We start from the raw sequence: 13,240 nt of genomic DNA, 5'->3' as shown, positions 1-13,240 counted from the left end.
TCGCCCGTCGTAGGCGCCCCTAACCGAGTGTCAGGCCGTCCGAGGACGGTGCGACGGCCGGCGGGCACACGCGGTCGGCACCCCAGTCGGGTGCCGGCCCACGAGGTGTGTCCGGGACCACGCGACGCCGGCGACCCCGCAAGACGCGGGTGTTGCCGGCCACGCGGGCTCTCCCGCCGGCGGGCCGCCAGGACGGCATCTCGGAGTGATACAATGGAGATCGAAATCGCGACAATCGGCGGTTACGAGGAGGTCGGGCGGCAGATGACTGCGGTACGTGCGGGCGACGACGTCGTCGTCTTCGACATGGGGCTGAACCTCTCGAAGGTGCTGATCCACGACAACGTCGAGACCGAGCGGATGCACTCGCTCGACCTCATCGACATGGGTGCGATCCCCGACGACCGGATCATGTCCGACCTGGAGGGGGACGTGAAGGCCATCGTGCCGACCCACGGCCACCTCGACCACATCGGCGCCATCTCGAAGCTGGCCCACCGGTACGACGCGCCAATCGTCGCCACGCCCTACACCATCGAACTGGTCAAACAGCAGATCCAGAGCGAGGAGAAGTTCGGCGTCCAGAACGACCTCGTGAAGATGGAGGCCGGCGGGACGATGCGGATCGGCGACGACAACGAACTCGAGTTCGTCAACGTCACCCACTCGATCATCGACGCGATCAACCCCGTCCTGCACACGCCGGAGGGCTCGATCGTCTACGGGCTCGACAAGCGGATGGACCACACGCCGGTCATCGGCGACCCCATCGACATGAAGCGGTTCCGGGAGATCGCCCGGGAGGACGGCGGCGTCCTCTGTTACATCGAGGACTGCACGAACGCGGGCAGCAAGGGCCGCACGCCCAGCGAGTCCGTCGCGCGCCGCCACCTCAGGGACGTCATCCACAGCATCGAAGACTACGACGGCGGGATCGTCGCCACCACGTTCTCCAGCCACATCGCCCGCGTCAAGAGCCTCGTGGAGTTCGCCGACGACATCGGGCGCCAGCCCGTCCTGCTCGGGCGGTCGATGGAGAAGTACTCCGGGACGGCCGAGCGGCTGGACTTCGTCGAGTTCCCCGACGACCTGGGGATGTACGGCCACCGGAAGTCGGTGGACCGGACGTTCAAGCGGATCATGAACGAGGGCAAGGAGAACTTCCTGCCGATCGTGACCGGTCACCAGGGCGAGCCCCGCGCGATGTTGACCCGGATGGGCCGCGGGGAGACCCCATACGAGCTGGATAACGGCGACAAGGTCATCTTCAGCGCACGGGTCATCCCCGAGCCCACGAACGAGGGGCAGCGCTACCAGTCCGAGCGCCTGCTCGGCATGCAGGGCGCCCGGATCTACGACGACATCCACGTCTCGGGCCACCTCCGCTCGGAGGGCCACTACGAGATGCTGGATACCCTCCAGCCCCAGCACGTGATCCCCGCCCATCAGGACATGGGCGGGTTCGCCCCCTACGTCGACCTCGCGGAGAACCAGGGGTACCAGCTCGGGCGCGACCTGCACGTCACGCGCAACGGCAACATGATCACCCTCGTCGAGGAGTAGATGGCGGGGCAGCAGGCGGTCGAGCGGGCGGTCGCCAGCCGCCGGGAGCGGGTCAACGAGGCCATCGACGAGGACCTCCCGCTCGCCGAGCCCGAACGCCTCTACGAGGCCTCCCGCTACCTCCTGCAGGCCGGCGGCAAGCGGCTCCGGCCGACGGTGCTGTTGCTCGCGGCCGAGTCGCTCGCGGACGTCTCCCCCCTGGCCGCGGACTACCGGTCCTTTCCCGCCGTCGACGGCGAGGTCGACGTCATGCGGGCGGCGGTCAGCGTGGAGATCATCCAGTCCTTTACCCTGATCCACGACGACATCATGGACGACGACGACGTCCGCCGCGGGGTGCCGGCGGTCCACCGGGAGTTCGACCTCTCGACGGCGATCCTCGCCGGCGACACCCTCTACTCGAAGGCCTTCGAGAACATGCTGGAGACGGGCGCACCGGCCGAGCGGTCGGTCCGGGCCCTGTCCGAACTCGCCACCACCTGCACCGAGATCTGCGAGGGACAGTCACTGGACATCGACTTCGAGGGCAGAGCGGCGGTCACGCCCGACGAGTACCTGCGGATGGTCGAGCTCAAGACTGCAGTGCTGTACGCCGCCGCGGCCTCGATCCCGGCGGTCATCCTCGGTCACGACGACGCCGTCGAACCCCTCCACAGCTACGGCCTCGACATCGGACGCGCCTTCCAGATCCAGGACGACCTGCTCGACCTGACGACGCCGACGGAGAAGCTGGGCAAACAGCGCGGCAGCGACCTCGTCGAGGGCAAACAGACCCTGATCACGGTTCACGCCCGCAACCAGGGGGTCGACGTCGACGACCTGGTCGACGCGGGCTCGGTCGAGGCAGTCACCGAGACGGAGATCGACGCCGCGCTCGACGAACTCGAGGCGGCCGGCAGCATCGAGTTCGCTCGCGAGCGAGCCCGCGGGCTCGTGCGAAGCGGGAAGAACCACCTCGACGCGCTCCCGGACAACGAGGCCAGCGACCTGCTGGCCTCCGTTGCGGACTACCTCATCGAACGCGAGTACTGACTACAGCTTGCGCTCGGCGTCCTCTGCGAGCTCGCGCATCCGCTTGCCGACGCGGCCGGCGTCGGAGAACTCGTCCTCGCTCATGGCGTTGGCCAGGGCGTTACCCAGCACGAACACGGCGTGTTTGTGTTCGCTTTTGGACATGTGGACGTCGTCGGGGGTCACGTCCAGCTCCTCGTACGGCTCGAACAGCGCGGGGTCGACCTGCTCCAGTCCCGCGAAGTACTCCTTGATCGTCACCATCTGCTCGTGGAGCTCGAGCAGCTCGTCTTTGTGCATGGGCGGAATACGACGGACGCGCGGTTAAACCTTGCTTGGGAGCCGATACCAGAACGGGTCCTCAGAAGACGTACTCGTCGTCGTGGCCCATCATGCCGTCGTCCTCGTACCCCGGCTCCTCCTCCTCGTTCGTCGGGCCACTCGTCTTGTAGGCTTTCAGTCCAGTGGAGAGCAGATCCTCGATCGCCTCCTCGCGGTTGAGGAACTCGCCCCGCTCGACCAGCTGAGCGATCTGCATCTCGAGATGCTCAGGGATGGTTATCTCTACCTTTGGCATCGCAACATGTCCCGCTTGCATGGAGGTGTATTTAAACCTGACGGGGAATGTTCCCGAACTCGAAAAACGTCCTGTCGGAAGAAAAAGCGAACTTTGGAGAGGAAGATGCGAACTTTCAGATGACCGTATCGTCCGTCCGTCGGGCGGCGTCGCTCCGGAGCGCGAAGCTCCCGCTCCGGCAGCGGGAGCGGCGGCCTGCCGGTCTCCGGTCGCGGTGGCCACTCGGGCACTATAGTTAGGTCCAAATGTCCGGATCCCGTACCCCGAGAGGATGGAACGACCGCGCGGTGAGGAGCGCGCCGGCCGGCGAGCAGTCGACGGGGCCGTCCGCTGGTGCCGCATCGAGGGCAGCCCCGTCAAACCGCTGCTGCGGGCGGCCGGCCGCCCCCGGGTCGCGTGGGCCGACGCCACGACGACGCTCGTCGCCGGCGGGGTAGCGGCGACCGTCTCCGCGGAGGGCCCCGACCGGTTCGAGCACGTCCGCGAGCGCGCCGAGGCGGTGTTTGCCGGGCTCGAGGTCCCGCTTGACCTTCCCGAGGCCGCGCGGCCGCGGCTCTACGGCGGGTTCGCCTTTCACGAGGGGCACGCCGACCCCGGACCGGGCGCGACCTGGGAGGGGTACCCCGGCGCGCTGTTCGTGTTGCCGGCCGTGCAGCTGTCGCTGGCGAACGGTCACGGCTGGCTGACGACGGCCGCCACCGGACCCGACGCGGCCGCCCGCGCCGAACGCCGGCTCGAACGCTGGCGCGACCGGCTCGCAGCCCTGCCCGACCTGGGGGCGGTCGGGCCGCCCGGGGTGGCCGACAGCCGGCCCACGCCCTCGCTCGCGGGGTGGCGCCGGCAGGTGACCGACGCCACCGCGAGCGTGCGCCGCGGGGACCTCCGGAAGGTCGTACTCGCCCAGTCTCTGGAGGTCGACCTTGCGGATGAACTCGACGTCGTGGACACGCTCGACCGGCTCAGCGACACCTACCCCGGCTGCTTTCGCTTCCTGGTCGAGCCCGAACGCGGCGGGGCCTTCTTCGGCGCGACCCCCGAGCGGCTGGTCTCGCTGGAGGGGCGAACTGTCCAGACCGAGGCGCTCGCCGGCTCGACCGGCCGCGGGGATACGCCGGCCGAGGACGAGTGGCTCGCCTCCGAGCTGCGGGACTCCGAGAAGGACGTCCACGAGCACGAGCTCGTGGCCGACGCGGTCCGCGACCAGCTCGCCCCGCTGGCGGCCTCGATCCGGACGGGGACCCGGACGGTCCGGCGGCTCGCGACCGTCCAGCACCTCCGGACGCCGATGCAGGCGACGCTCACCCGCGACGAGCACGTCCTCACGCTGGTCGAGGCGTTGCACCCCACGCCGGCGGTCGGGGGACTGCCACCGGACGAAGCCCTGCGGACGATCCGCGAGACGGAGGCCTTCGACCGCGGGTGGTACGCCGCCCCTGTGGGGTGGTTCGACGCCGCGGGCGACGGGACCTTCGGCGTCGCCATCCGGTCGGCGCTGGCCCGCCGGGACGCTGCGACGCTGTTTGCCGGCGCGGGCATCGTCGCCGACAGCGACCCCGACAGCGAGTGGGACGAACTGCAGCTGAAGTACCGGCCCGTGATGGACGAACTGGAGTGACCGATGAGCGCACCGAACCGGAACACGCTGTGGGGACGGGCTATCGCCGAGGAGCTCGCAGCGACCGGCGTCGAGGCGGTCTGTGTCGCGCCGGGCAGCCGGTCGACGCCGCTGACCGTCGCCGTCTCCGAGCACCCCCAGCTCGAGGTCTTCTCGCATCTCGACGAGCGGTCGGCGGCCTTCTTCGCGCTGGGGCGTGGCCGCCGGACGGGGGTACCGACCGCGCTCGTCTGTACCTCCGGGACGGCGACGGCCAACTTCCACCCGGCGGTCCTGGAGGCGAGCGAGTCCCGGGTACCGCTGCTGGCGCTGACAGCCGACCGCCCGCCCGAGTTGCGGGACAGCGGCGCCAATCAGACCACAGACCAGACGGACCTCTACGGCGACGCGGTCCGGTACCACCGGACGCTCCCCGAGCCAGAGCCCGAGGCCCGGAAGCTGCGCTCGCTGCGGACGACCGTCGACCGGGCGGTCGCCGAGACGACCGGAACCCCACCCGGCCCGGTCCACCTGAACGTCCCCTTCCGCAAGCCGCTGGAGCCGGTCGAGGTGCCCGGCGACGTCCCCGAGGGGTTCGAGCGCGAGCACCCCGAGGCGGCGACCGGGCGGGTCGGCCCCTTCGTCACCAGGACCCGCGGGAAGACCCGGCTCCGGCGTGCGGACGTCGAGGCGCTGGCGGGGGCGGTCGAGGACGTCGACCGGGGGCTGGTGGTCTGTGGCCCGGCCGACCGGCCGACGCCGGCCCGGCCGGCGCTGTCCCGGCTCGCCGAGGCGACCGGGTTCCCCGTGCTCGCGGACCCGCTCTCGGGGCTGCGCTTTGGCCCACACGTCGAGCGGACGACCGTCTGTGGCGGGTACGACTCCTACCTCGACGGCGCGGCGGCGTGGGCCGACCCCGAGTTCGTGCTCCGCTTTGGCGCCTCGCCCACCTCGAAGACGCTCCGGAAGTATCTCGCAGCCGCCGATGCCCGGCAGGTCGTCGTCGACCCCGCCGGAGGATGGCGGGAGGCGGAGTTCACTGCCACGGACCTGGTCGTGGCGGACCCGTCGCCGCTGGCCGACGAGCTCGCCGCCGCGGTCGAGGACGGCGGGAGCCCCGACTGGCACGGCCGCTTCGCCGGCGCCGAGGCCGACTACTGGCCGCTGGTGGCCGAGGCCTGCGAGGAGCGGCTCTTCGAGGGGGCACTCCTCCGCGAGGTGGCCCGCCGCCTGCCGGACCCGGCGACGCTGTTCGTCTCGAACAGCATGCCCGTCCGGGACCTGGACCGCTTCGGCCGGCCCCGGGCCGCCGACGTCCGGGCGTTCGGGAACCGCGGCGTCAGCGGCATCGACGGGGTCACCTCGACGGCGCTGGGTGCCGGCAGCGCGACCGACGACCCGCTGGTGCTCGTCACGGGTGACCTGGCGTACTACCACGACATGAACGGGCTGCTGGCGCTGGAGCGGTGTGGCGTCGACGCGACGGTCGTCCTCGTCAACAACGACGGCGGCGGCATCTTCCACAAACTCCCGGTCGAGGACTTCGACCCGCCCTTTACCGAGCAGTTCAAGACGCCCCACGGGCTGGACTTCGAGGGGACGGGCGAGCTCTACGACCTGGAGTTCGCCACCGCCGGGAGCCGCGAGGACTTCGTCGAGCGGTTCGAGGACAGCCTCGGCCGCGAGGGGACGCAGGTCCTCGAGGTGGAGACCGACGGCGAGGCCAGCCACCGCTTTCGCGAGCAACTTCACGACCGGGTCTGTGACGCCATTTGATACCGCGTCCGCGGTGCCGCCCGGTCACCGGAGGGCGACCCGGACCAGCGCCGAGAGGCCGAGCGGCACGCCCGTCGCGACCGCGACGACCGCACCGCGAGCCGACACCAGCGGGACGCCGAGTGCCACGAGGGCGGCCGGCCCGAGGACGAACCAGGTCCCGAAGACAGCCATCCCGACCTCCGGGACCGACTGGAGGTAGGCGACGAGTCCGAGCGCGCAGCCGCCGACGAGCACCCGCGCGAGCAGCGGAAAGCCCGGGAAGAGCACGCCCGCGACGAGCACCGGATACGTCAGAAACGCGGCACCCAACAACACCAGCGACGGGCCGACAGGGGAGAGCCGGCTACCGTGTAACCCGCCCTCAGTGCGGTGAACCGCGTACGGCGAGTCCGGGTTCCAGGCCCGGGCGGCCCCCGCCCGCGCCTCCCGGTGTCCCGACCACGACGGCGTGCCGACGTGCTCGCGGGCCCTCCGCCCCTCACTCCAGCTCGCACCGCGTTCGCCGCGCCCGCTCCCCGTGCTGCTGTCGTCGCCGGGCCCTTCCCGGTCGGCTGCTGTGGTCTCCTGATGGCTACGGCCGCCCCTCCCGCGCCCGGTTCGGGACTCGCTCGCGTCGGTCGTTTCGCGGGCGTCCGCGGTCGGTTGCCCGGCCGTCCGGCCGGCCCACTGCGCGTCGGTGTCCTTGAGCCCGACGTAGGCCTCGTGGCCGAGGCGGTCGTAACGGGCCCGCTCGCTCGCGTCGGTGAGCACGTCCCGGGCCTCGATGAGCCGCCGGGTCCGGTCGCGAGCGTCGGCTGCGTCGCTCACGTCGGGGTGGGTTTCCTTCAGCCGCTCGCGGTAGGCCCGCTCGACCGCCTCGGCGGAGGCCTCCGGGGACACCCCGAGCAGGTCGTAGTACGTCCGGGTCACTGCTTACCCGGAGATCGCTGCCGCCGGTAAAAAACCTCCCGTGGCGCCCGGTAAAGCGGGGCCCGTGCCGTCGCCGCCGCGACACCTGCTCCGGCGGTCTCCCGGACCCGCTCGCCGACAGGATTAAGTGTGGGTGTGGCAAACATACACATGGAGCCCTGGGGCGTGGGGCTCTCGGCGGGAACCACCGCCGACAGTTCCGGTGATTGGCACCGCTTTCCAGGCAACGGACCAGGTGATTGCCGGCCGGCAACACCACCCCGCGGTTTTCGGCCGCCGCTCCGCGAGCCCCGGCCGCGCCGAAAAGCACATTCGCGTCGCGGCCCCAGACACACCTATGGGACTGGGAAAGGACCTCCTGAACGGCATCGTCTCGGTCGCGATCAGCGTGGGGATCACCGTCTACCTCGCGGAGGACGGCGAGGAGTACGACCTGACCGACGTCGCGCTGGCGGTCGCGGTCTCGGCGTTCCTGTCGGGGCTGTTCAGCTCCCGCTTCAGCGGCAAGTGACGCGCCGACGGGGGCGCCGCTCACCGACCGATGGAAGGACCACCTGCCGCGGACGACGGGTCGTGGTTCGGCGCCAGCGACGGTGACGACGGCGCCACGCAGGTGGTCTGTCACGTCGACATGGACTGCTTCTACGCGGCCTGCGAGCGGCTGCGCGAGCCCGGGTTGCGCGGCGAACCCGTGGTCGTGGGGATGGGGTACGAGCCCGGGGAGACCCACGGCGCCGTCGCGACCGCGAGCTACGAGGCCCGGACGTACGGCGTCGAGAGCGCACAGGCCATCTCGACGGCACTCGAGGCGCTCCCCCGCAAGATCGAGGCGGCGACCGACCCCGACCTGGCCGTCGAGGACGCCGGCTTCTACCGGCCGGTCGACATGGACTTCTACGAGTCGGTCGCGGCGGAGGTGAAGGCGCTGCTCCACGAGCGGGCCGGGACTGTCCGCGAGGTGAGCATCGACGAGGCGTACCTGAACGCGAGCAACGTGAGCTGGGAGGGGGTCGAGGCGTTCGCCCGCGACCTGAAAACGGACATCGAGCGCGAGGTCGGCGTCACCGCCAGCGTCGGCGTCGCGCCGACGATGAGCGCAGCGAAGGTCGCCAGCGACCGCGACAAGCCCGACGGGCTAGTCGTCGTCGAGCCCGGCGAGGTCCGGGAGTTTTTCGCGCCCCTCGACGTCGAGGCGGTCCACGGCGTCGGCCCCGTCACCGCCAGCGAACTCCGGGAGATGGGCGTCGAGACCGCCGGCGACCTGGCGGCGACCGACCCGGACCGGCTGGCCGACCGCTTCGGCGAGCGCGGGCTGGCGGTCCGCCGATACGCCCGCGGGGAGGACGACCGGAGCGTCGAGCCGACGGGGCGGCCCAAGAGCCTCTCCCGGGAGTCGGCCTTCCCGGAGGCGACTGCCGAGCCCGACCGCCAGCGCGAGCGCGTGCGGACGCTCGCGGCGGCCGTCGCCGCCCGCGCCGAGCGGAAGGACGTCCTCTACCGGACGATCGGGATCAAGGCCGTTGAGCCGCCCTTCGAGGTCAACACCCGCACGGAGTCGCTGCCGGGGCCGGTCGCCGACGCCGACCTCGTCGAGGAGACCGCCCTCTCGCTGTTCGAGGAGTTCGCCGGCGACCCGGTCCGGAAGGTCGGCGTCCGGGTCTCGAAGCTCTCCTTCGCCGACCGCGACCAGGCCAGCCTTGACTCCTACGCGGAGGCCGATGCGGATGCCGGGACTGGGTCCGGATCCGAGGGAGCCGACGAGTCCGACTCGTCTGCCAGCCGGTCGGGGCAGCGGTCACTGTGGGAGTTTTGAGGGACAGGCGGCCGGGCGGACAGCCTCCCTCGAGAGTCAGGAGAGCCCGCCCTCGAGGTTCTCCAGCAGCTTCCCGACGAACAGCCCCAGGCGGGGCGAGACCTCGTCCCCGCCGGTCGGCTCGGCGGGCTGGGCCGCGAGCGTCTCCACGAACCGTTCGGAGTGAGTCATCGCCTGCATCATGTCGACGACGTCGACGGTCAGCCCCTCGTCGGAGGTGTCCATCCCCGGGTGGCGCTCCTTCTCCTCCTCGGAGTAGCGGATCGTCCAGGAGGGCCCCCCCACCACCTGCAGGACGTCCTCGACCGAACCGACCTCGAGCGCGCCGTCGTCGGTGCCGACGTAGATCGTGTCGCCCTCGACGACTGTCTCGTAGCGAGTCATGGCGCGGATGTCGATACCCTCCCTTCGCCGGCCGCCCACAAAACGGTCCGGATGTGTTCGGCCCGCCGAGCCCGGCACGCTCGGGGGTTCGCGCCGGTCACCCCTCGTAGGCACGCCAGAGGTACCGGCTGGCGTAGGAGCGGTACGGCCGCCACGCCTCGGCCCGCTCGCGCATCTCCCCGCGAGTCATCTCCCGGCCACAGACCTGCTCCATCCCCCGGCGCACGCCCAGGTCCTCGACGGGGAAGACGTCCTCGCGGCCGAGCGCGAACAGCAGAAACATCTTCGCGGTCCAGTCGCCGACGCCGTGGATGTCGGTCAGTTCGGCCACGACGGCGTCGTCGTCCATCCCCTCGAAGGACGTGCGGCCGTAGCCGCGCTCGCGCCAGGCCCGCGCGACCGCGCGGACGTACTCGACTTTCTGCCGGGAGAGGCCGACCTCCCGGAGCGTGGACTCCTCGGCAGTCAGCAGCCCCTCGGGAGACACTTCGACGGCATCGAACAGACGCTTCTCGATGGCGTCGGCGGCGGCCATCGACACCTGCTGACGGGTCAGCGAGACCACCAGCCGGCGGAACGGGTCCGCAGCCGGGTCCAGATCGAGCGGACCGTGTTCCTCGACGAGCGGGGTCAGTGCAGGGTCGGTCCGGAGATGGGCTGTCGGCTCGCGTGGCACATCCGGAGCTACGCGTCCGGACAGTTGACTGTATCGACCGGTTGCCGTTCGGTGTGGCCTGGAGGGCCAAAGCGGTGGCAGGGCAGAAGGGCACAGTGTCAGGGGTCAGGGGACGGGTTCGGTGCCACCGCACTCCAGTGTAGATACCCCGGGATAAAGAGAGGCGTCGACCTGTTTCAGACCCGTCGACCGAGGGACAGATTTTTATACGAGTTCCGGACCGGCACCCACTTACCGGGGCGGGACGGAGCGGGGCGTATGCGCGTCGCCGACCGACAGCAGCGGGAGGGCGGTCGCGAGCGGCTGACGCTGGTCCCCGAGAGCCTGGACGACCTCTGGCACCTCTCTCACGTCGTCGAGCCCGGCGACCGTGTGGCCGGCGACACCACCCGCCGGATCCAGCGCGACGACGAGCAGCTCCGGGACACGGGTGGCGAGCGCGAACACCTCTGGGTCGAGCTCGCCGTCGAGGACGTCGAGTTCGCCAAGTTCGCCAACCGGCTGCGGGTCGGCGGCGAGATCGTCGACTGCTCGCGGGAGGACCAGCTCGGCCACCACCACACCATCAACGTCGAGACCCAGACCGAGGTCGAGGTCGAGAAGGTCTGGAAGCCCGACCAGCGCGAGCGGGTCGAGGAGGCCGTCGAGGCCACCGACAACCCCGACGTCGCGGTCGCCACCGTCGAGGAGGGCCAGGCCTACGTCCACACCGTCGCCCAGTACGGCACCGAGGAGCGAGCTTCCCTTTCGGGAACCACCGGGAAGGGCGAGTACGCTCGCTCCCGGGAGGAACTGTTCGCCGACCTGACCGACGTGCTCTCCCGACTGGATGTCGACGCGGTCATCCTCGCCGGGCCGGGGTTCACCAAGCAGGACGCAATGGACTACATCGAGGAGAACGCCCCCGAACTCGCGGAACTGGTCACGACCGTCGACACGAGCGCCGTCGGCGACCGGGGTGTCCACGAGGTGCTCAAGCGCGGCGCCGTCGAGGACGTCCAGCAGCAAACGCGGATCGCCGAGGAGTCGGAGCTGGTCGACGAGCTCACCGGACGGATCGCCGAGGGGGCGAAGGTGGCCTACGGGCCGGCATCGGTCGCCGAGGCCGCCGAGTACGGCGCCGTCGAGACGCTGCTCGTGCTCGACGACCACCTGCGCCGGGAACGCCGCGGCGAGGGCGAGTGGGATGTCGACGTCGACCGGGTCATCGAGACCGTCGAGCAGAAGGGCGGTGACGTGACCGTCTTCTCCGGGGAGTTCGACCCCGGCCGGCAGCTGGCTAACCTCGGCGGGATCGCCGCCCTGCTCCGGTACCGGCTGGAGTGAAGCGACCGGTTTCGGTCGCTTCCCGTCAGCTCACCTCGACGCTGAGCCCGTCGCGGGCGACCCGGACGGCGCCCTCGTAGCGCTCGCCCACGGACTCGAGCATCTCCTCGTGGCGGCCGTCGGTGTGAGGGTAGAGATGGGTCAGGTAGAGCCGGCCAACCTCCGCGCCCGCATCGGCGAATGCCCGGCCGAGCGCGCCCGGCGTCGGGTGGTTCGAGACGTCGACGTCGTCCGGGAACGAGCAGTCGTGGACGCAGACGGCGGCGCCGTCGGCGAAGGCTGCGAGCTCCGGGAAGGCCTCGCTGTCGCCGCTGAAGGCCACGTCGCCCGGCTCGTCCGGATGGGCAAAGCGGTAGGCCAGACAGTCCATGGAGTGTCGGGTCTCCATCGAGTCGACCTCGAAGCCGGCCACCGCCGCCTCGCTGCCGGGTTCGACGGTCCGCAGCGTCAGGTCTAGCCGGTCCTGCATGTACCCGTGGACGTCCAGGAGGTCCTCGACGAGGGCCGGGGTTTCGGGCGGGCCGGCGACGGTCAGCGACTCCTCGCCAGCGAGCCACCGTGCCTTCATCAGCGGAAGCAGGTCGGAGACGTGGTCCAGGTGGTGGTGGGTCAGCAGGACGGTCCCGACCCCCTCGTAGCCCGCCTCCGTGCGGGCCAGCCCGTGGAGCGCGCCGCTGCCGCAGTCGACCAGCAGCCGGTCCTCGCCCGCCGAGAGCAACAGTCCCGTCTGGAACCGCTCGCCGGTGGGCATCGCACTTCCGGTGCCCAGGAAGGTCAGGCGCATACCGGCGGAACGTCCGGGGACGGCAAGGGCGTTTGGGCTCGTCCCGCAGTACCGCGGCCGAAGGGGTTTCGGCGGCCCGCCCCTCCCCTCGGGTGATGCCCGCCGACACCGTCCGCGAGGCGGTCGCCGACCGGCCCGTCGAGGGCGCGGTCTGTCTGGAAGCTGGCGCCGGCACCGGTCGGATGAGCGCCGCCCTGCTCGAGGCCGGCGCGGCCGCCGTCTACGCGGTGACCGACGACCCCGACCACGCCGCGGCCGTCCGCGAGCGCTTCGACGACCGCCGCCTGACGGTGCTTCGCGGGGACGTGCGGACCACGCCGCTGCCGGCCGACAGCGTCGACCTCGTCACCGCCCACGCGCTGTTCAACGTCCTCCCGCCCGCTGCGGCGACTGCGGTGGCCGCTGAGTTGACCCGGGTCGTCCGGCCCGGCGCGGACCTGGTCGTCGACGACTACGCGCCCGTCCCCGCGTCGGCGCCGGTCCGGCGCCTGTTCGCCGTCGAGAACGCCGCCGCCGAGCTGGCCGGCGGGGAGCCGGCGCTGACCTTCTACCCCGCCGCCGGACTCCGGCGGCTGTTCGCCGGGCACGGCTGGCGACGCGACCGGACGCGGACGCTGCTCGACCCGGTGCCCTGGCACGCCGACCTGGTCGACGCACACCTCTCGGTCGTCCGGGAGACGGTCGCGGACCTCGAGGACGGGCTGACCGACGAGTTGCTCGCCGAGGCCCGCCGGCGGGCCGACGCCGCGCGGGACACGTCAGTCGGCGAGATGTACAGCCTCGCGCTCTCGCTGCCGGCGGAGCCGGAGTGAGGGAGGAGCGCG

General features: G+C 71.2%; 14 protein-coding genes. 8 read left to right on the top strand and 6 right to left on the bottom strand.

The window, feature by feature from the left end; genetic code table 11:
• Positions 1-213: 213 nt before the first annotated feature.
• Positions 214-1,563 carry a ribonuclease J gene (locus GN153_RS07370; RefSeq protein WP_159901288.1) on the top strand — a complete coding sequence of 450 codons (1,350 nt, stop codon included), beginning with the start codon at positions 214-216 and terminating at the stop codon, positions 1,561-1,563.
• Complete coding sequence (gene idsA3, locus GN153_RS07365) at positions 1,564-2,595, top strand: geranylfarnesyl diphosphate synthase (protein WP_159901286.1); 1,032 nt, start codon at positions 1,564-1,566, stop codon at positions 2,593-2,595.
• Here the strand turns inward: idsA3 and GN153_RS07360 are convergent, their stop codons facing one another.
• Together GN153_RS07360 and GN153_RS07355 are read right to left on the bottom strand one after the other, a co-directional pair.
• The gene (locus GN153_RS07360) at positions 2,596-2,874 is read right to left on the bottom strand and encodes a UPF0058 family protein (protein WP_159901284.1); all 279 of its coding nucleotides are present in this window, start codon (positions 2,872-2,874) and stop codon (positions 2,596-2,598) included.
• Between the two features lie 61 nt (positions 2,875-2,935).
• Positions 2,936-3,151: a ribbon-helix-helix domain-containing protein gene (locus GN153_RS07355; protein WP_159901282.1), complete on the bottom strand. Its 216-nt coding sequence runs from the start codon at positions 3,149-3,151 to the stop codon at positions 2,936-2,938.
• 271 nt (positions 3,152-3,422) lie between these two features.
• On the opposite strand from GN153_RS07355, the gene GN153_RS07350 reads away from it, so the two are divergent.
• Both GN153_RS07350 and menD read left to right on the top strand, forming a co-directional pair.
• Complete coding sequence (locus GN153_RS07350) at positions 3,423-4,766, top strand: isochorismate synthase (RefSeq protein WP_159901280.1); 1,344 nt, start codon at positions 3,423-3,425, stop codon at positions 4,764-4,766.
• A 3-nt stretch (positions 4,767-4,769) separates the two neighbouring features.
• On the top strand, positions 4,770-6,521 hold the full coding sequence (gene menD, locus GN153_RS07345) for a 2-succinyl-5-enolpyruvyl-6-hydroxy-3-cyclohexene-1-carboxylic-acid synthase (RefSeq protein ID WP_159901278.1): 1,752 nt from the start codon (positions 4,770-4,772) through the stop codon (positions 6,519-6,521).
• A 24-nt stretch (positions 6,522-6,545) separates the two neighbouring features.
• On the opposite strand, the gene GN153_RS07340 is transcribed toward menD, so the two are convergent.
• The gene (locus tag GN153_RS07340; RefSeq protein ID WP_159901276.1) at positions 6,546-7,433 is read right to left on the bottom strand and encodes a J domain-containing protein; all 888 of its coding nucleotides are present in this window, start codon (positions 7,431-7,433) and stop codon (positions 6,546-6,548) included.
• A gap of 337 nt (positions 7,434-7,770) precedes the next feature.
• Here GN153_RS07340 and GN153_RS17470 point away from each other — a divergent pair, with 337 nt between their 5' ends.
• Entirely contained in the window at positions 7,771-7,944 is a 174-nt protein-coding gene (locus GN153_RS17470; RefSeq protein WP_201287821.1) for a hypothetical protein, read from the top strand.
• A gap of 30 nt (positions 7,945-7,974) precedes the next feature.
• Positions 7,975-9,246 (top strand): DNA polymerase Y family protein, encoded by a 1,272-nt coding sequence (locus GN153_RS07335; RefSeq protein ID WP_159901274.1) that lies wholly within the window; start codon positions 7,975-7,977, stop codon positions 9,244-9,246.
• Between the two features lie 36 nt (positions 9,247-9,282).
• On the opposite strand, the gene GN153_RS07330 is transcribed toward GN153_RS07335, so the two are convergent.
• Both GN153_RS07330 and GN153_RS07325 read right to left on the bottom strand, forming a co-directional pair.
• Entirely contained in the window at positions 9,283-9,630 is a 348-nt protein-coding gene (locus tag GN153_RS07330; protein ID WP_159901272.1) for a hypothetical protein, read from the bottom strand.
• Between the two features lie 97 nt (positions 9,631-9,727).
• Complete coding sequence (locus GN153_RS07325) at positions 9,728-10,306, bottom strand: DNA-3-methyladenine glycosylase family protein (RefSeq protein WP_159901270.1); 579 nt, start codon at positions 10,304-10,306, stop codon at positions 9,728-9,730.
• Between the two features lie 258 nt (positions 10,307-10,564).
• On the opposite strand from GN153_RS07325, the gene GN153_RS07320 reads away from it, so the two are divergent.
• On the top strand, positions 10,565-11,632 hold the full coding sequence (locus GN153_RS07320) for an mRNA surveillance protein pelota (RefSeq protein WP_159901268.1): 1,068 nt from the start codon (positions 10,565-10,567) through the stop codon (positions 11,630-11,632).
• A gap of 25 nt (positions 11,633-11,657) precedes the next feature.
• Here GN153_RS07320 and GN153_RS07315 read toward each other — a convergent pair whose 3' ends face one another.
• Complete coding sequence (locus tag GN153_RS07315; RefSeq protein WP_159901266.1) at positions 11,658-12,416, bottom strand: MBL fold metallo-hydrolase; 759 nt, start codon at positions 12,414-12,416, stop codon at positions 11,658-11,660.
• A 95-nt stretch (positions 12,417-12,511) separates the two neighbouring features.
• On the opposite strand from GN153_RS07315, the gene GN153_RS07310 reads away from it, so the two are divergent.
• Positions 12,512-13,228 carry a class I SAM-dependent methyltransferase gene (locus GN153_RS07310; protein WP_159901264.1) on the top strand — a complete coding sequence of 239 codons (717 nt, stop codon included), beginning with the start codon at positions 12,512-12,514 and terminating at the stop codon, positions 13,226-13,228.
• The last annotated feature ends 12 nt before the right edge of the window (positions 13,229-13,240 follow it).

This window comes from Salinirussus salinus, from assembly GCF_009831455.1.
In the GTDB taxonomy this organism is placed as follows: Archaea; Halobacteriota; Halobacteria; order Halobacteriales; family Haloarculaceae; genus Salinirussus; species Salinirussus salinus.
The sequence above is the reverse complement of the archived record's forward strand: the minus strand, read 5'-3'. Positions and strand labels throughout refer to the sequence as shown.